16 protein-coding genes are annotated in these 18,827 nt (G+C 59.3%); 6 read left to right on the top strand and 10 right to left on the bottom strand.

What is annotated here, in order from left to right; all coding sequences use genetic code 11:
- Positions 1–611: 611 nt before the first annotated feature.
- From ppk1 to PMX21_RS00645, 5 genes are all read left to right on the top strand, one after another.
- Positions 612–3,185 (top strand): polyphosphate kinase 1, encoded by a 2,574-nt coding sequence (gene ppk1 / locus PMX21_RS00665; protein ID WP_271757151.1) that lies wholly within the window; start codon positions 612–614, stop codon positions 3,183–3,185.
- A gap of 98 nt (positions 3,186–3,283) precedes the next feature.
- The gene (gene rlmD, locus PMX21_RS00660) at positions 3,284–4,612 is read left to right on the top strand and encodes a 23S rRNA (uracil(1939)-C(5))-methyltransferase RlmD (RefSeq protein WP_271757148.1); all 1,329 of its coding nucleotides are present in this window, start codon (positions 3,284–3,286) and stop codon (positions 4,610–4,612) included.
- Positions 4,613–4,717: 105 nt separating this feature from the next.
- Positions 4,718–5,260 (top strand): DJ-1 family glyoxalase III, encoded by a 543-nt coding sequence (locus PMX21_RS00655; protein WP_055287259.1) that lies wholly within the window; start codon positions 4,718–4,720, stop codon positions 5,258–5,260.
- Positions 5,257–5,838, top strand: a complete 582-nt coding sequence (locus PMX21_RS00650) for a Maf family protein (protein WP_055287257.1) — start codon at positions 5,257–5,259, stop codon at positions 5,836–5,838. Before PMX21_RS00655 ends, PMX21_RS00650 begins: the two co-directional genes overlap by 4 nt.
- A gap of 101 nt (positions 5,839–5,939) precedes the next feature.
- On the top strand, positions 5,940–6,941 hold the full coding sequence (locus PMX21_RS00645; protein WP_271757143.1) for a P1 family peptidase: 1,002 nt from the start codon (positions 5,940–5,942) through the stop codon (positions 6,939–6,941).
- A 132-nt stretch (positions 6,942–7,073) separates the two neighbouring features.
- Here PMX21_RS00645 and PMX21_RS00640 read toward each other — a convergent pair whose 3' ends face one another.
- Positions 7,074–8,105 (bottom strand): glycosyltransferase family 2 protein, encoded by a 1,032-nt coding sequence (locus PMX21_RS00640; RefSeq protein ID WP_022094096.1) that lies wholly within the window; start codon positions 8,103–8,105, stop codon positions 7,074–7,076.
- Entirely contained in the window at positions 8,098–9,300 is a 1,203-nt protein-coding gene (gene glf / locus PMX21_RS00635) for a UDP-galactopyranose mutase (RefSeq protein ID WP_271757140.1), read from the bottom strand. The genes PMX21_RS00640 and glf overlap by 8 nt, the downstream gene beginning before the upstream one ends.
- A gap of 231 nt (positions 9,301–9,531) precedes the next feature.
- Here glf and pta point away from each other — a divergent pair, with 231 nt between their 5' ends.
- Positions 9,532–10,512, top strand: coding sequence for a phosphate acetyltransferase (pta, locus tag PMX21_RS00630; protein ID WP_006234296.1), 981 nt, complete (start codon positions 9,532–9,534; stop codon positions 10,510–10,512).
- Between the two features lie 348 nt (positions 10,513–10,860).
- Here the strand turns inward: pta and PMX21_RS00625 are convergent, their stop codons facing one another.
- The 8 genes from PMX21_RS00625 to PMX21_RS00590 form a co-directional block, all read right to left on the bottom strand.
- Positions 10,861–12,039, bottom strand: a complete 1,179-nt coding sequence (locus tag PMX21_RS00625) for an acetate/propionate family kinase (RefSeq protein ID WP_271757135.1) — start codon at positions 12,037–12,039, stop codon at positions 10,861–10,863.
- Positions 12,040–12,203: 164 nt separating this feature from the next.
- A complete protein-coding gene (locus PMX21_RS00620) occupies positions 12,204–13,382 on the bottom strand; it encodes an acetate/propionate family kinase (RefSeq protein WP_006234305.1) in 1,179 nt (392 codons plus the stop codon).
- A 120-nt stretch (positions 13,383–13,502) separates the two neighbouring features.
- On the bottom strand, positions 13,503–14,663 hold the full coding sequence (locus PMX21_RS00615) for an MFS transporter (protein WP_271757132.1): 1,161 nt from the start codon (positions 14,661–14,663) through the stop codon (positions 13,503–13,505).
- 119 nt (positions 14,664–14,782) lie between these two features.
- Entirely contained in the window at positions 14,783–15,673 is an 891-nt protein-coding gene (locus PMX21_RS00610; RefSeq protein ID WP_271757130.1) for a LysR family transcriptional regulator, read from the bottom strand.
- A 41-nt stretch (positions 15,674–15,714) separates the two neighbouring features.
- Positions 15,715–16,050, bottom strand: coding sequence for a histidine triad nucleotide-binding protein (locus PMX21_RS00605; protein WP_035137921.1), 336 nt, complete (start codon positions 16,048–16,050; stop codon positions 15,715–15,717).
- 155 nt (positions 16,051–16,205) lie between these two features.
- Positions 16,206–16,472 (bottom strand): exodeoxyribonuclease VII small subunit, encoded by a 267-nt coding sequence (xseB, locus tag PMX21_RS00600; protein ID WP_006234311.1) that lies wholly within the window; start codon positions 16,470–16,472, stop codon positions 16,206–16,208.
- A gap of 42 nt (positions 16,473–16,514) precedes the next feature.
- Complete coding sequence (gene xseA / locus PMX21_RS00595) at positions 16,515–17,966, bottom strand: exodeoxyribonuclease VII large subunit (protein WP_416378161.1); 1,452 nt, start codon at positions 17,964–17,966, stop codon at positions 16,515–16,517.
- Positions 17,967–18,081: 115 nt separating this feature from the next.
- On the bottom strand, positions 18,082–18,786 hold the full coding sequence (locus PMX21_RS00590) for a zinc metallopeptidase (protein WP_117735251.1): 705 nt from the start codon (positions 18,784–18,786) through the stop codon (positions 18,082–18,084).
- Between the last annotated feature and the right edge of the window lie 41 nt (positions 18,787–18,827).

Genomic DNA, 18,827 nt, shown 5'->3' with positions numbered 1-18,827 from the left:
GCAGACCTTCCTGAGCTTGCCGATCTCGGAAGGCACGTGCAGACCTTTCGTCATGGCCTCCTACCTTTCTTTCGGGCCTTACTGGCCGAATGTATCAGCGCCCCTCCGTATGGGACGCTGCTTGCTGACAGCTCTAGTTATATCCAAAAACCACCTGCAATTCCACCTCGCCCCCGAACGGTCAGCAAAGTGCGATGAACGGTATATCGCATATGATTCCCCCATGATGCACTTCGGTTCTCTAAAGCAGGTTTTCAAAGGTAAATGTTCTTTTTTCTAAGGAATTAAGCTAGATTGCACAAATATTTTCATGTTTAGGAATTGCATATCTAAAACGGTTTTCTGCATATATATGTCGTTTGTCCATGATTCAATTTGGATTCGATTATATTCAGCTCGCAATCATTCTTATTCATACATCCTCACCAGTTGAGTATGGATATAGATTGTTTCCAAACGAGTTGGGCAGTTAGTTGCATGCCTTGGCAGCGTAAGAAGTAGGTAAAGATACCGTTCGCGCGATGCGTCCGTGCTACAGGTCGACTAAATTGAGACAATAGTGATTAGTGTTAGGCTACCGTCCCTTGTGGGGACTGAACGGACAGATGCATATGCCGAGCAAAATCGAAAAGAAGCAAGCCGCCGCAAAGCTGCGCAAACCGCCGCGCGACTTCTCGTACACGCAAAACCGAGAGCTCAGCTGGCTACGCTTTGACAACCGCGTGCTCGACGAAGCCTTCGACGAAACCGTTCCGTTATTCGAGCGACTAAAGTTCGTCTCGATCTTCGAGTCCAACCTCGACGAGTTCCTTATGGTGCGCGTGGGCGGCCTGTCCGATCTGGCGGAGCTCAAAAAACAACCTGTCGACAACAAGAGCAATATGACCGCCTCCGAACAGGTCGATGCTGTCATGGCCGAAATGCCCGGGCTCCTTACCCGTTGGGAGTCCATCTTTAAGAGCATCGAGGGCAAGCTCGACACCTTGGGCGTTCACCGCGCCCGCATCGATTCGCTTACGCCCGAGGAGCGCACCTTTGTAACCCGCTACTTTCAGGCCTACGTGTCGCCGGTCATCTCGCCGCTGGTCATCGATCCGCGCCACCCCTTCCCCAACCTGCGCAATGGCGCGCTCTATCTGGCCTGTGGTCTGGACGGCGCCACCGACGAGGAGAGCCTGCTGGGACTTATCGAGATTCCCGCCTCGATGAACCGCGTGGTCGAGATCCCCTCGCCCACCGGCACCTACTCCTACATCTTGCTCGAGGACGTCATCCTCGCCTGCTTGGACAGCTGCTTTGGCTCCTATAAGCCGCTGGATCGTGCGCTGATCCGCGTCACCCGCAACGCCGACATCGATCCGGACGGCGAGGGCGTCGAAGAGGAAGAGGACTACCGCCAGCACATGAAGCGCATCCTCAAGAAGCGCCTGCGCCTGCAGCCGGTAGTGCTCGCGGTCTCGGGGTCGCTCGAGAAGGCAACGCTCAAGACTATCCGCAAGGCGCTCGAGCTTTCGCGCCGCTCTGTCTTTACCTGCGATATCCCGCTCAACCTGGGCTACGTCTTCGGCATTGAGGGCAAGATTCCCGAGCACCTGCGCAACGAGCTGCTCTTTACGCCGTTTAGGCCGCAGCCCAATCCCAACATCGACATGACCCGCTCCATCCGCGAGCAGGTGCTGCAGCACGACAAGCTGCTCTTTTATCCCTACGAGGCCATGAACCCGTTCTTGGACCTGGTGCACGAGGCCGCCTATGACCCCGAGTGCATCTCGCTGCGCATCACGCTCTACCGCGTGGCCAAGCAGAGCCGCCTGTGCGAGTCGCTGATCGATGCTGCCGAGAACGGCAAAGAGGTCACGGTGCTCATGGAGCTCCGCGCGCGCTTTGACGAGCAGAACAACATCGAGTGGGCCGAGCGTCTGGAAGAAGCGGGCTGCACCGTCATCTATGGTTCCGAGGGCTTTAAATGCCACTCAAAGATCTGCCAGCTCACCTATCGCGAGGGTATGGCGCTCACCCGCCTCACGCTTTTGGGCACCGGCAACTTTAACGAGAAGACGGCCAAACTCTACAGCGACTTTATGCTCATGACGGCCCATCCCGGCATCGGTGAAGACGCCAACCTGTTCTTCCGCAATCTGTCGCTGGGCAACCTGCGCGGCGACTACCGCTTCCTGGGTGTGGCGCCCGTCGGACTGAAACCGCTCATCATGCGCGGGCTTGACCGCGAGATCCAGCGCGCCCTTGCCGGCGAGCCCGCCCGCGTGTTCTTTAAGCTCAACTCGCTGACCGACCGCGAGGTTATCGACAAGATCGCCGAGGCATCGTGTGCCGGCGTGCGCGTGGACATGATCATCCGCGGCATCTCGTGCCTCAAGCCCGGTGTTCCGGGCAAGACCGAGAACGTGCATGTCCGCTCCATCGTCGGACGCTTTTTGGAGCACGCCCGTGTTTACGCTTTTGGCGTGGACTCGGACATGATTTACCTGAGCTCGGCAGACATGATGACACGCAACACCGAGCACCGCGTGGAGATCGCCTTCCCCGTGCTCGACCCCACCTGCCGCGCCCTGGTACACGAGTACATGGGCATGCAGCTGCAGGACAACGTGAAGGCCCGCAGCCTCACGAGCGACGGCACCTGGGTCCCCGTGGAGTGTGCAGAGGGTGAGAAACCCTTCAACTCGCAGGAAGCTCTACTGGAGCGTGCCTACCGCAACGCCGAGACCGCCGCGCAGCAGCGCGCACAGGAGAAGGAACGTGTGGCCGAAGAAGCTATTCAGGCCGAGGTTGAACATGGGGCAGCCGCCAAACCGGAAGCGGTTGCCGCTCCCCCGGTGAATGAGCCCGAGGCTGCCGCAGAGCCCGCCATGGAGAAAGCGCCCGAGCCCGCTACCGCGACTCCGGAGCCCGCCGCCGAGGCAAAGCCCGCCCCAGCTCCTGATCCGCAGCCGACCACGCCCAAGGTCCAAGAGGTCCAGGCGACCGTCATTGAGCCCGAGCCTGCACCTGCACCTCAGCCCGAGCCGCAGGTCACCAAGTCCGCACCCGGGACGAGTGCCCGTCGCGATAAGCCCGCCGGCAAGACCAAGGCCATCGAGCGTCATCGCCCCGGTCGCGTGCGCATGGGCCTGGGTCTGATCGGCCTGGGTCTTAAGACGCTCATTACCGGCAAGACGAAATAGTCGTTTGTAGAAGCAGTTTGTAGAAGCGCCCCGCATTTGAGGAAAGCCTCGGATGCGGGGCGCTTTTCCCTGCTACCATGGTGCGAGCAACAACGCGAATGACAGGCAGGAATATGAAGCTCACTATAGAATCGATGACCTACGGCGCCGACGGGCTGGCGCACGCCGACAACGGCAAGGCCGTCTTTGTGCAGGGTGCCGTGGCAGGCGACACCGTCGAGGCTGAGGTCGTACAGGACGGCAAGTCGTTCATGCGCGCCCGCACCACCGAGATTCTGGAGCCAAGCCCCGATCGCATTCAGCCTCCCTGCCCCTTCGTGGGCATCTGCGGCGGCTGCTCGTGGGGCAATCTCTCACGCACGGCACAGCTCGCCGCCAAGGAGCAAAACCTGCGCTCCACGCTCGAGCGCATCGGCAAGTTCGCTCCTGAGCAGGTCGATGAGTTGGTACAGCCCATCTGCCACACCAAGGACGACTGGGGCTACCGCAATAAAATCGAGCTCGAACCGACCGTCGTCAACGGTCGCGTGCGCCTTGGCATGCACGGTGTCGACCCCAGCAAAATCGTGACCGTCGATACGTGCCCGCTGTTCGATAAGCGCTTCCCGAAGGCGCTCAAATCGGTCGTCGGCGCACTCAACTATCTAAGCGGCAGCCATGACTTGGGGCTCGAACGCGTGGGCATTCGCGCATCGCGCCGCACCAAGGCACTCGAGGTCGCACTCTGGACGCCCACAGGCTCTTTTCCGCGCTCGCAGGTCTCCCGCGTGCTGGCGGACGCCGCTCATCCTACGAGCATCGTACGCGTGATGAGCAAGGGCGAAAAGAAGGCCCGCCGTGTCTCCAAGGTCGAAATGCTCGCCGGAGAGGGCTCATGGACCGAGAATATCGCCGAGGATCAGATGCGCTTGTCTGCCCCGTCTTTTTTCCAGGTCAACACCAAGGGTGCCGAGATTTTGATCGATCTTGTCATGGAAGCGCTCGACCCGCAGGAAGACGAGCTTGCCGTGGACCTGTACTGCGGTGCCGGCACCTTTACCCTGCCGCTCGCCCGCCGCTGCGACTTTGTCGCTGCCGTCGAGGCCTACGGCCCCGCCGTGCGCGATCTACGCCGTAACCTGGAAATCAACAAGCTTGATAACGTCGACGTCATTGGCGGAGACGCGGTGCGCGAGTTCCCCGACCAGGATGCCGACATCTTGGTGGTCGACCCGCCGCGCGCAGGCCTCGCCCCCGAGGCGATCGGCCTTATCGCCAGCACGAGTGCCCGCGATGTCGCCTACGTGAGCTGCGACCCGGCCACCCTGGCGCGCGATCTCAAACGCTTTGTCGAAGAAGGCACCTTCTCCCCCGTAAAGATCACGCCAGTCGACCTGTTCCCACAAACCTTCCACTGCGAGACCGTCGTCCACCTTAGGCGCAACTAGCCGCTTAATCATTGCTCAGAAAATCATCGGGAAATCGAGCGTGGCAAGCGGAGGTCTTCGGGGTATAAGACGGCTAATTGTATGCCGCCTATGAAAGGAACCCTCATGCCCAGCGTTGCCGTTCTCGCCGCCGATGGCTTTGAAACTATTGAGTGCTTGACCATGGTCGATGTCATGCGTCGCGGCGGCGTGCGTGCCACGCTCGTCTCGATTATGCCCACGCGTGAGGTCGTAAGCTCGCTGCAGATCCCCGTGACCTGCGATGCGCTCTTTGATGAGATCAACTTTGACGAGTACGACTGCGTCGTGCTGCCCGGCGGCCTACCCGGTGCCACCAACCTGCGCGCCGATCAGCGCGTCTGCGACGTGGTCTGCGAGTTCGCCGCGACCAAGCACGTCGCCGCCATCTGCGCCGCCCCGTTTATCCTGGGCGAGCTCGACCTGCTCGAGGGGCGCCACGCCACGTGCTTCCCTGGCTTTGAGAAAAGCTTCCCCGAAGGCGCCTATACCGGCGAGAAGGTTACGCAAGACGGCAACATCATCACCGCTAGCGGCATGGCCCAGTCGCTCCCCTTTGCGCTTGAGCTGCTGCGCACGCTCGCCGGCGACAAGGCCGTCGAGAAAGTCGCCGAGGGCATTCAGCTATGATTTTGGCTTCGCAATCACCGCGCCGCATCGAGTTGATGCGCGAGGCGGACTATGACATTCGCATCATTCCTGCCGATATCGACGAAACGCCGTTTGATGGCGAGGCCCCGCTTACGCTCGTTGAACGCTTAGCACGCGCAAAAGCCGCCGCCGTTGCCGCCGAGCATGCCGAGCCCAATGAGCTAACGGTCGCGGCCGACACCATCGTCACCTTTGACGGCAAGATTCTGGGCAAGCCGGCAACCGAGGACGAGGCGCGCACCATGCTCCGTGAGCTTTCGGGCCGCACGCACCAGGTCGCAACCGGCGTCTGCATCGTTAAGGCAGGCAATACGGCCGCCCCGCATGCCGCCGAGAGCCTGTCCTTTGTCGATGTGACCGACGTGACGTTCTACGAGCTCACCGACGAGCAGATCGAGCGCTACGTCGCCTCGGGTGAGCCCATGGACAAGGCCGGCGCCTACGGCATTCAGGGCACAGGCGGACGCATGCTCGTGCACGATATTTCGGGCGACTTCTATAACGTGGTGGGCCTACCCATCGCCCGCGTCGCGCGCGCGATTCAAAAACTCTCGTAATTGCATCTGGCGCTGGGTATTCCCCAGCGCCTACAATTTTGGCGTACCGTACGGATCCCGACCGGGCACAAGGCGCGGCGGAAAACCGATAGGAGTTAAACATGGATACACTGCTCGAGGCCATTGACGTCTGCGATGTCGATGGCTTTTGCTATGGCAACTATACGGACGAGGAGGCCGGCACCGGTTGCACCGTAATCGTGGCACCCGAGGGCGCCACCGGCGGCGTTGACGTTCGCGGCGGTGCTCCAGCATCGCGCGAAACCGACCTGCTGCGACCCGAGAACACCGTCGACAAGGTCCACGCCGTCTGCCTTTCGGGTGGATCGGCCTTTGGCCTCGAGGCTGCAAGCGGCGTCGCTCGCGAGCTTGAGAGCCGCGGCATCGGCCTTCCCGTCGGCCCCACGCAGGTGCCCATCGTGTGCTCCAGCTGTATCTTCGACCTCGCCTTTGGTAACCCCATCGTTCGCCCCGACATTGAGGCCGGCATCGCCGCCGTGCGCGAAGCACTCGACAACACCCCCACCAAGCTCGAACAGGGCAACGTGGGCGCCGGCACGGGCGCTACCGTGGGTAAGCTCATGGGCCCTGCTACCTGCATGAAGGCCGGCCTTGGCGCTGCCGCTTTGGCTCTCGGCCCCATCAAGGTGGGCGCCGTGGTCTCGGTCAACGCCTGCGGCAACGTTGTCGACCCCTTCACCGGCGAGTGGGTTGCCGGCATGCGCGCCGCAGCCGATAGTGACCAAATCGTCGACATGGAACTCGCAGCCTTTGCCGCCGCCGGATCCATGCAGATGCCGCTCGACCGCACCAACACCACCATCAGCTGCATCATCACCAACGTGGAACTCACTAAGGCACAAGCCACCAAGGTCTCCCAGATGGCCGCAGACGCCTACGCACACGCCATCCGCCCCACACACACCACCAACGACGGCGACACCATCTACACCCTCGCCAGCGGCAAACTGGGCGCCCAGGCAAGCGTCGCCGTTCCCCTAGACCTGCTGGGCATGCTCGCCGTAAGGGCCCTACAGACCGCCATCGTAAACGGAGCCAAAACCGCCAAAACCTCCCACGGCATCCCCGGCGCCGCGAAGTAGCCTAACCTGACAATCGATTCTTATAGCAGAGGCCCCTTGGCCCTTAGTTTGCTACTGCGAGCAGGACTGTTCGCAGTAGCAAACTAAGGGCCAAGGGGCCCAGTCAACCTATCAGCAGCGATTACTCAGCAGCTAGTTGAATTTGAAGATCTTTGAGGCAAGACGGTATAGGCCGAGTGTGGTTTTGTCTCCCGCCCGTCCGCGCAGATTGGTGAAGAACCCGACCACGCCGTAACGGGCACGACGATACATGCGCTCGTCGTAGGCCTTCAAATCATTCCACAGCGTCTTTAGGCGCTCGTCGGCGCAATCTTCCTCGGAAAGCTTGGTGAGCACCGAGCAGATCGCCATCATCATGGTGAAGTAGCCCATCATGTACGAACGCAGGCGCGACGACTCAACATCGCTGTACAGGTGGTACGACTCCATCATGATACGCGTAACACGGAACTGCTGGTCCAGACGCTTGACCATCGTTGCCTCGTTGACGCTCTGACCTTCGCGACCGATAAAGTAGCGGTAGAGGTCGATGTCGGCGTAGTACATGGTCTTGCAACGCGGCAGCGGCACGTAGGCGTAGATGTTGTCCACATAGAACGTGTGCGGCGGCATGGGAAGGTTGGACTCGCGCAGCACATCCGTGCGATAGCACAGGCTGTGCATGAGTAGGTTCTGGTCCAGGCGGAAATGACCGATCTGATCCCAAGAAAAGATCTTTTTGCGCGGCAGGGCAAATTTGTAGCCAATAGCGGTATGCGTCCCCTCGTAAACCTTCTCGTACACGTAGTTCGAGATAAACAGGTCAACGCGCTGGTCGCGCTCCTCAAAGCCACGCAGAATCGACAGCATGGTCGAAAGGGCAGCGCCGTCAAGCCAGTCGTCCGAGTCGACAACCTTGTAGTAGGTGCCCTGCGCCTCGCGCAGACCCGAAAGGACGGCAATACCGTGACCGCCATTCTCCTGGTGCACCGCGCGGATGATTCCAGGATAACGGGCCTCCCACTCGTCGGCCTTGGCGGCCGTCTCGTCCTTGGAGCCGTCGTCCACCACGATAATCTCGATATCGGTGGCGTAATTGCTCCCCTCCAAGATGGAGGTGATGCAATGGTCCATGTCCTTGGCGGCGTTATACGAGGGAATACCGAATGTTATGACTTTATGCATGGCAGGCGATAATCTCATCCGAAAGATCGAGGGCGGAATTGGTCACGGCGTCCATATCGTAGTAACGATACTCGGCCAGACGACCCACCGGGTGGAAGTTCGTCAGGTTCTGGACGCGCTCAAGATAGCGCTCATAGAGCTCACGGTTCTCGGGCTCAAGAATGGCGTAGTACGGCGTCTCGCCCGAGTCGGGCGTATAGGCCTTGGAGTACTCCTTCATGATGGTGGTCTTGCCGGGCAGGACCTGCCCAGTCATGTTCTTGAACTCGGTGATGCGCGTGTAGTCCTCGCTCGTGGTGTAGTTGACGGTGCCCACGGGCTGGAACTGGTCCATATCGAGCGTCTCGAACTTCATGTCGAGCGTACGGTACGGCAGAGCGCCCAGGTCGAGGTTGAACAGCTCGTCGAGCGGACCGGTATAGACAATCTCGCCACCATAGACTTTGCCGTCGATCTTGACGGTAGTCTCGTCGATCTCAAAGAGATCGCGGGCGTCCACGTCGCAGAACACGTCGATCAGGTCGTGGTCGAGCATGTGCTCAAAGAGCGCCGTGTAGCCCTCCTGCGGCATGCCCTGGAAGGGAGCTTGCGGGAAGTAGCGGTCATCATCGCCCACAAAGACGGGAACGCGGCCGGTGATCGAGGGGTCGATCTGATCGGGCGTCTGGCCCCACTGCTTCATGGTGTAATGCAAAAAGACGTTCTCGTAGACGTAATCGGCGACCTCGGCCAAGTCGGGGTCGTTCTTCTTACGCAGCTCCATAATGGGCACCTTGACATCCTTGCCAAAGGTCTCCACGAGCTTCTGATACAGCTCCTCGCCGCGCTCGTCACCAAAGGCGAGCTTGAGACTCGCATGGTTGAAGGGCACGGGCATAAGGGTACCGTTGATGTTGGCGAGCACCTTGTGCTGATAATCCGTCCACTTGGTAAAGCGCGACAGGAAATTGTGCACGCGCTCGTTAAAGGTGTGATAGATATGCGGACCGTACTCGTGGATCAGGATTCCGGCCTCGTCAGTGCAGTCATAGGCATTGCCCGCAATGTGGCTACGGCGCTCCAAAACGGCAACACGATAGCCGATGGTCTCGGCAAGACGGCGGGCACAAACGGCGCCGGCATATCCAGCACCGACGACAATCATGTCGTACGCGCCGGCGTTAAAGCCTTCAGGCAGGCCTGAGGTAATCTGCATCGATACTCCTTGTCAAAAGCCACGGGCTCGTTAGCTGGGCTTTTCTCGAACATTCTTCGAGACATATTTATCAGAGCGATTATAGCGCTAATGCGTCCTATAATGAGCTTGCCACACAAGGAAAGCTCAAGCACCGCGGCGTACATAATTGAAAGGTAAACCCGCTAGCAGCGGGTTTATTCGTGAACAGCCGGGCGCCTGGAGCTTAGCGAAACGCTTGTAAGGAGTAACATGAGCGATTTCCTTAACCGTATGAAGTCTGCCGCCAAGGCCGACCTTAAGACGATCGTCCTGCCCGAGGGCGAAGATCCGCGCACCATCGTCGCGGCCACCAAGATCATCGAGGAGGGTCTGGCAAAGATTGTCATCCTGGGCAACCCCGACGAGATCAACGTTCCCGGCGCCACCGTCATCGACCCGCGCAATGCCGAGAAGCACGAGGAGTACGCGCAGAAGTTTGCCGAGCTCCGCGCCAAGAAGGGCGTCACCATCGAGCAGGCTCGCGCCCAGGTGATGGACGCCACCTACTTTGGCACCATGATGGTCAAGATGGGCGATGCCGACGGCCTGGTCTCCGGTGCCTGCCACTCCACTGCCGACACTCTGCGCCCTGCGCTTCAGATCCTCAAGACCGCCCCGGGCACCAAGCTGGTCTCGGCCTTCTTCGTGATGTGCACCGATACCCCGCAGTTCGGCACCGACGGCACGCTGATCTTCGCCGACTGCGGCCTCAACATCAACCCGTCCTCCGACGAGCTCTCCGAGATCGCCATCGCCTCCGCTCACTCCTGGTCCACCTTCATGGGCAATGTTGAGCCGCACGTGGCCATGCTCTCCTACTCCACCATGGGCTCCGCTGGCGGCGAGGTCGCCAAGAAGGTCCAAGAGGCCGTGAAGTTCTGCAAGGAGAAGGCTCCCGAGCTCGCCATCGATGGCGACCTGCAGCTCGACGCCGCTATTGTCCCCACCGTCGCCCAGCTCAAGGCTCCCGGCTCCTCCGTCGCCGGTAAGGCCAACGTGCTCGTGTTCCCCGACCTCGAGGCCGGCAACATCGGCTACAAGCTGGTCCAGCGCTTCGCCGGCGCCGACGCTTACGGCCCCATCCTGCAGGGCATCGCCAAGCCGGTCAACGACCTGTCGCGCGGCTGCTCTGCCGACGACATCGTGGGTGTCGTGGCCATCACCGCCGTCCAGGCTCAGATGGCTGAGTAGCTGACATATCCCCTCGGGGCCCTACAGGGTAAAGCTCTGAAAACGTCCTCGGACATGCATGAAACCCCCGCTGCGCACTTCGTGCGGCGGGGGTTTCATGCGTCCTGCGGATAGTTTTCAGAGCTTTACCCTGTAGGGTCCCTGCCGCTACGTTGCAATCAGGGCATCTGGAGTGGACGGCGGCTTGGCTACGAGCTGGGTCTGAAAATCTGAACGGATGGGTGTCGTTGCTGAAAGTGCAGACGTTGCTGGTGGCGATCACTTTGGGACTCGGATTTCCACTTGCTAGCAAAAAGGCCTCCGGAGCTGTTGCTCTGGAGGCCTTTCGTTTACTTGCAAATGCGTGCGTTAGTTGTTCTTGGTCAGACGCTCGACGTCGTGGGCGATCATGTATTCCTCGTCGGTGGGGATGACCATGACCGTGACGGAGGAACCGGCGGCACTGATGACCTGCGGGCCATTGCCCACGGCCTCGCGGTTCTTGTTGTTGTCGATGCGCACGCCCAGCCACTCAAAGCAGTCGCAGAAGGCCTTGCGAATCGACCAGTCGTTCTCGCCAATGCCGGCGGTAAAGGTGATGGTGTCCACGCCCGCCATGGAGGCGATCATGGAACCGGCCTGCTGCATGGCCTTGTAGGCGAACATATCGAAGGCGAGCAGGCAGCGCTCGTCGCCCTCGGAGGCGCGCGTGCGGATGTCGCGGGCGTCGTTGGAGATACCCGAAATGGCAAGCAGGCCGGACTGCTTGTTCATCATGTCGTCGACTTCCTGGTAGCTGTAACCGCCCTCGCGCTGCAGGTAGCATACGGTAGCCGGGTCAATGGAACCGCAGCGGGTACCCATCATCAGACCGTCAAGCGGCGTGAGGCCCATCGTGGTGTCGCGGCACACGCCGTCCTCGATAGCAGCGAGCGAAGCACCGTTACCCAGATGGCACGAAAGCAGACGGTGGCAGCGCGAACCCAGGATCTCCTTGGCCATCACCCACTCATAGCGGTGGCTCGTGCCGTGGGCGCCGTACTTGCGCACGTGGTACTTGTCGCACACGTCCTTGGGCAGCGCGTAGGTATAGGCGACCTCGGGCATGGTCATATGGAACGAGGTATCGAAGACCGCCACGTTGGGCAGCTCCGGATACTTCTCACGGCAGTACTCAATCGCCGCGGCCTCGCCGTAGTTGTGCAGCGGGGCAAGTGGTGCCACCTCAAGAATCTTGGCCATAACCTCGTCGTCGACAACTGCGGAATCATCGAAGTGCCAGCCGCCCTGAACGATACGATGCCCAATACCATCAATCGTAAAGTCGGTCTTCTCGAGCTCCTCGAGCACACGAGCGATAGCAGAGCGATGATCGGGGAAAGGGACCTCCTCGGTCTGCTTGGCGCCACCGTTCTCGGAGTGGCCAAAGATGCCCATGTCCGAACCGATACGTTCGCAGTTGCCCTTGGCGAAAACCTCGCGGGTATCGGTATCCAAAAGCTGATATTTAAGGCTTGAGCTGCCGGCGTTGACAACAAGTACGTTCATGAGACTCCTTTGCAGTGCAATACGGTCGACGCAGACCCCTTAAGGCGGCCGCATTTTAATAAGAAGTTATCACAACTTGATAAATAGCTATCAAGCATATCGCCCAACGAGCACAAAAGAGGGGCCAAACGGCGCTCGGTCGTCCAGCCCCTCCCCTCTTGCAATTATTTGCCGTTGACGATGCGCTCGACGTCAGAAGCGATCATGAACTCCTCATCCGTGGGGATGACGAAGATCTTGACCTTGGAATCCTTGGCGGACAGGCACCAAGCGCCGTCGCCACGCAGAGCGTTGCGGGCATGGTCCATCTTGACGCCCATAAAGGCCAGACGATCGGCCACGCCGGCGCGGACAGCCGGAGCGTGCTCGCCGATGCCGGCGGTAAAGACCAGGGTGTCCATGCCGCACATGGAAGTGGCCATCTCGGCAGCCTTGGCGGCAATCTTGTAAACGAACATATCGAAGGCGAGCTGGGCCTCGGGGTCACCAGCAGCGGCGAGCTCCTCGACGTTGCGGCAGTCGTTGGTCTTGCCGCCGGTCACAGCCAAAAGGCCGGACTTCTTGTTCATCATCTCGTCGACCTCGTCGAAGGTGTAGCCACCTTCGCGCTGCAGGTAGCACACGGTAGCAGGGTCGATGGAGCCGCAGCGGGTGCCCATCATGACACCGTCGAGCGGCGTCAAGCCCATGGTGGTGTCCATGCACTTGCCGTCCTCGATGGCGCACAGGGAAGCGCCGGAACCGATGTGGCACACGACGACCTTGCGAGCCTCGCCGTTGGTCATCTCGGCAACCTTCTTGGAGATGTAGCGGTAGCTGGTGCCGTGGGCGCCGTACTTACGGATGTGCAGCTTGTCGCAGACGTCCTTGGGCAGGGCGTAGGTCTTGGCGACCTCGGGCATATTGAAGTGGAAAGCAGTGTCGTAGACCGTGACGTTGGGCAGGTCGGGATACTGCTCGAGGCAGTACTCGATAACGTTGGCCTCGGGGTTGTTGTGCAGCGGGGCGAGCGGAGCGACCTCGCGGATCTTGGCGAGGACGTCCTCGTCGACGAGGGAGGAATCGCCGAAGTACCAACCGCCCTGAACGATACGGTGGCCGATGCCCTCGATCTTGACGCCGTTGGCCTCGAGGTCCTTCAGGACGACCTCGATGGCGACTTTGTGGTCGGGGAACTCGATGTTCTCGGTCACTTTCTTGGAACCGTTGGCAGCGTGGGTGAAGGTACCGCCGGTAAAGCAGACGCGCTCGCAGGAGCCCTTTGCGGACACCTTGTGGGACTTGGTATCGATGACCTGATACTTAAGGGTCGAAGATCCTGCGTTGACGACCAGAACGTTCATGTGTCTCCCTACTAACAGGCGGTGTGGCGCCGCCAGGTTACATACGCTTCAATAATAAACCCAAACGCCCTCGCGCTCGGGTTTATTGCGTTGATATATAAGTTATCGGTGCCCAAATACTCACGGCCTTTGACTTGTAAGACGAAATAGCGCGGGGATATACACCAAAGAAGATATCCCGAGCGCTACAAGCAATATGACTCGAATACCCGCGATGCTGCTCAACGCAGCATTGAACAGATAGAAAAGGATGGCACCCACCGCCACCATCTGGCTTTGGACCGAAATCAGTGAACAGCGCATCGAAGAATCGACAGCATTTTGAAAAATTGAGTATTTAATTGGAGCAAATAACGAGTAAGCAACCGTCTGCAGTACATAGAACACGGGCAGCAAATAGACCGGAGTAAAGGGAATCAAAAACAGAGCAGTCAGGAAAAGGCGCACGATGCCGCAAATACGCGCAAAACGGCCCTTGTCGACATGAGCAATCACACTGGGCACAATAAACCCTATGGAGGCGGAGGCAAAGAGCTGGACCGCAATGGTCACGCCCGAAGCGACGGCATTCATTCCGCGGCCTGCAAACAACAGTGAGAAAAAGTCTTCCAGAGCGACGAAGGCAAATGCCTGAGAACAGTCCATGATGAACGCTGACCGAAGAATGCCATTACCCGCAATAGCAGCACCGATCATCTTCGGGCTAATTCCATGCTCAGGTGTCGCTGCAGTGCCCCCTCTTCGCATCTCAGGAATGCAGACAACGACAACCAACGTCAACACCATTGCAATGATATCTGCCGAAAGACCAATGAGATATGCACCGACAGACGAAATGAAACCGCCCACGCAAGCGGAGATGGCATAAGAGGCATAGAAAACAAATCGCTCAACGACATTAAGTCTTACGAGCTGGTCCTGAGAGACGCTGTCAATGTAGATCGCTTCTATGGATCCGCTCACACATGCAACGGCAAAACCTTTGAGAGCAAACGCGCCGATTAAAAGCAGAGGAGAACGGACGAGGAGCAGGGCGGCGTAGTATCCAAGCATTCCCACGACGCCAACGAGACCGCTTGTCTTTCGTCCAAACCTATCAGCAATATAGCCAGTGGGAACTTCAAGAATGAACTTGCTCACTTGATAGGCAATCATCATGCTAGAAATCGCTACCATCGAGAATCCGACGAATGCAAGATAAACCGTCAGAAAATACAAGATGGTGCTGAAGTTCGACAGAAAAACGAACGTCATATAAAGCAAAACCGTACGGTTTTTCATGCTCCGCCCTCCAAGAGTCAGCAATCTAAATCGAAATCTTGGAAAAGCATGAGGGCAAAGCTGTCAGCTATGTGTTGTAAGGCGTCAATAATCACTTGACGTCTCGAAGCCAACTAATCTCACGAAGCGAGATGACGCAATTGATGAAGAAATACCGTCTGGTGTCGATCGGTCCAGGCATTTTGTCGATAGCAAAAGTAGATGGGCAAGGCTACGTCATGCGAGGCTTCAATGGAGCACTCGCTCACTTCCAATCCATCTGATGCGAGAGAAGAGCCAGAAAAACTCAATATCAATCCCCCGGCTTGAAGAAACTCGGCCTGCGCCCTGTTTCCGTATTCGACATCGCGAAAGCGGAAATTAACCAGTTGAGCTTCGGGACATTGATTGATTGCATTGAGACAGGGTGACAAATTAATTGGAACAGCGAGCCTGCCGCCCAGCAACTCTCGAACGGTCATAGCGCCCACAGATTGATGACCCGCTGGACACGAAAGAACCTTGAGCTCCTTTTCACCCAAGTATTTCGAGGAAAGGACACTATCCCTTGGTTCCTCAAATGAGATGGCCGCATCCGAAATGCCAAGCACAAGTGATTCAAAGCATGTGGCCGTTGGCTGATGCCAAACATCAAGGTGAATCTGGGGGTGCAAGCTTTCAAACGAGTCGTACCAGTTTTCGGAAAAAAGGCGCCCCCGCCCGTGAAGACAGGGGGCGTAAAGACGGAAGTGGCCGTCGGGCGAAACGCCGCCGTTCCCCGATTGAGCGTACTTTTTGAGATCGTCGACTTGTGCCAGGATCACGCGTGCACGACGCGCAAATTCTCTGCCCGCCGGAGACAAAACAGCCTCCCCCGCCGATCGGTCGAGCAAAACAATCTGATACTCAGATTCCAACTTTTTGATTGCCGACGAAACGGCCTGTGGGCTCACGTGAACGGCGCGAGCCGCTTTGCGCACGCCGCCGTAGTTCGCTACCGCTTGAAGGTATTCGAGTTGAGAAAGCTGCATAGGTTACTCCAAAGGCAGCCAAGGCGACGGGCTGTGCGTCCTCAGATGAGGTTCTCGCCCAGGTTCTTGCCGCCGAGGACGTGCATGTGGAAGTGCATGACGGTCTGACCGGCGTTGACGCCCTTGTTGGAGATGACGCGGAAACCGTCCTCCAGGCCCTTGGCCTTAGCGACCTCCTGGATGGCGTGGGCCATGGCGCCCATGGTCTCGGCAGGCACGTTGTCGGCGATGTCGCTGTAGTGCTTCTTGGGGATCACGAGGGTGTGGACCGGCGCCTGGGGGTTGAGGTCGTCGAAGGCGATGACCTGGTCGTCCTCATAGACAACGGTCGAGGGGATCTCGTGGTTGGCAATTTTGCAGAAGATGCAATCACACATGGTAGGTTCCTTTCTCACAGACCAAGGTAGTCTTTTTGGGACGGGGCTTTTTTGACTACTTTTTCGCAAGCGCAAACACTCGGCAAACCGTCGCGCAAGGGTAGTCAAAAAAGCCCCGTCCCAAAAAGACTACCCCAAAGTAGGCTGCGAGATGGTTAGAAAGAAAGGTTGTCGTCGGTGTTGGCGGCTTCGCCGTCGGCGAGCACGTCGTTGCCGTCGACGTCCTTCAGGAGCACCGAGACCTTCTGCTCGGCATCGGACAGGCGGGTGCGCAGGCTCTTGAGGAGCTCAACGCCGCGGGTATAGCTCTCGAGCGACTCCTCGAGCTCCATGTCGCCCGACTCCAGGCTGCGGATGATGAGCTCCAGCTCCTGCGAGGCCTGCTTGTACGTAAGCTGCTCGACCGGGGTCTTCTCTGCCATATCTGTTTCCTTTCCTAAAGGTTTATCGCTATGAAACGCGGCCTACTCGACCGTATCGACCGTTGCCGCCACGTTGCCGTCTGCCATGCGCACGCGAATGGCATCGCCGGGCTTAAAGGTCTTGGCGCTCGTAGCCACACCGTCATCGCTGTACGCGATGGAGTAACCGCGGGCAAGCACCTTGAGCGGCGACAAGGCATCGAGCGACGCGGCAGCTCGGCCCAGGTCGGACGCGGATTTGCTGAGCATCGTGCGCCCCTGATGCTCCAGACGGGAACTCGCAAGTGTGAGCGCATGGCGCTTGCCATCGAGCCCCGAGGTGCTTGCAACCAAGCGCTCGGGCAGACGCTCGAAGTTGGAGCGGAAGGCCCCAACCGAACGCGTTATGGCGCCCGACAGACGATCGGCCGTCAGGGCGAGCTCAGACTCGCGACGCTCGACCATAAACGTGGGGTCGTTGAGGCACGGGCGGCACGCGGCTGCATCGAGCGCGGCGCCCAGACGAGCCGTATAGGTGTCCCAGGCCCGACGACCGCGCTGGTCGAGCATTTCCAAATCGACCTGATCCGACCCGATCATCGAAGCCATCGCGGCGCCCAGACGCTGATGGCGCGTCTCGAGCACATCGACCAACTCCGTCATAGCCGGCGCCACCGATTCTGCCGCAGCCGTGGGCGTGGAGGCGCGACGGTCGCTCACCATGTCGCAGATCGAGGTATCGGGCTCATGCCCAATGCCCGTCACCACGGGCACGGGACAGGCTGCCACCGCGCGGGCAAGCTTCTCGTCGTTAAAGGTCATGAGGTCCTCGAAGGAACCGCCGCCACGCACGAGCAAAATGCAATCGGGCGCCGGCGTAATGGCAGCGGCACGACGCAAGCCTTCAATAAGCTCTGCCGGCGCACCCTCGCCCTGGACCTTTGCGCCCACGCAGACAAGCTCGACGAGCGGGTTGCGACGGCGCAGCGTACGCTTGACGTCGTCGATTACGGCGCCCGAAAGCGAGGTGACAACCGCCACGCGCGAGCAAAACACCGGGATGCGGCGCTTGCGCGCTTCGTCCATCAGGCCCTCGCGGCGTAGCTTTTCGGCCAACTGAGCCACCTGCTGACGCAGCAAGCCCTCCCCCGCCAGCGAGAACGAGCGGGCGACGAAGCTCATGCGACCCGTAGGCTTGTAGAGATTGAAGCTGCCCTTAAAGCTTACCTGCATGCCGTCGCGCAGATCGAAGGTACGCTTAAGGTAGGCGCCCTTCCAGATGATGCAGTCGACGGCCGCCGAGTCGTCCTTGATTTGGAAGTAGCAGTGGCCGCTTCGGGCATTGGGACCACGAAAACCCGTGACCTCACCCAAAACGCTCAGCTGCGGAATGGCATCGAGCGCGCCGGCGGCGATCTCCACCGCTTGGCTCACGCTGAGCTCTTTGCGCTCCTGCTCGTCCGATCCGTCGAACTCGGCGGAAACGGTATTGCCGGTCAGATTCCAGCCTGCCACGCAGCCCCCTTTCGTCATCGTGCACAAGGGCTCCGGCCCTGCGCAAATTTAAGTCCAACACATAGTACAGCGCCGCGAGGACACGAATCCCCACGGCGCCTGCCTGTCCTATTTGTTATCGGTTGGAATTTCTGTTGTAGCGAGCCATCAGGTAGAGCAGTTGAATGATCGAAGTGAGCGCTGCGGCCACATAGGTAAGCGCGGCTGCCGTCAGCACCTTCTTGGCGCCGTTGACCTGCTTGGAACTCATGCCCGACTGCTCGATATACGCCACGGCGCGGCGACTGGCATCGATCTCGACCGGCAGCGTAACCAGCTGGAACAGCACGCTAAACGAGAAGAAGACCAACGCGAGGGTCGTGAGCCCCGCGATGTTCATGAACAGGCCCATGAGCAGCACGATCGTCCAGGTGTTTTGGGTAAAGTTGACGACGGGGACCAAAGCGGTACGTACCTTCATCATGGCGTAGCCGCTTTGACGCTGGGCGGCATGGCCCGCCTCGTGGCAGGCGACGGCAACGCTTGCGACCGACCCGCCCGAACGGTTGGCATCCGACAGATACAGGTTGTTGTCCTGCGGGTTGTAATGATCGGTGAGCTCGCCGGCGACGCCCTTGATGCCCACGGCGCTACAACCGTTGGCATCAAGCATGCGGCGAGCGACCGTGGCACCCGTATCGCCGTCCGAGCGCACCTTAGACCACGTCTTGTACGTGGAATTGATATAGCTCTGCGCGGCAAGGCCAAGCACCGTGCAGACAAGAACAACCAGCAGGTACAGCGGGTCAATGCCAAAGCCGTATCCATAGTAATAAGGCATGCGAATTCCTCCGAGTCGAGTTACACGTTGGAGGCATTTTA

The sequence above is a fragment of the Collinsella aerofaciens genome, assembly GCF_028209885.1.
Lineage (GTDB): Bacteria > Actinomycetota > Coriobacteriia > Coriobacteriales > Coriobacteriaceae > Collinsella > Collinsella aerofaciens_BA.
The sequence above is the reverse complement of the archived record's forward strand: the minus strand, read 5'-3'. Positions and strand labels throughout refer to the sequence as shown.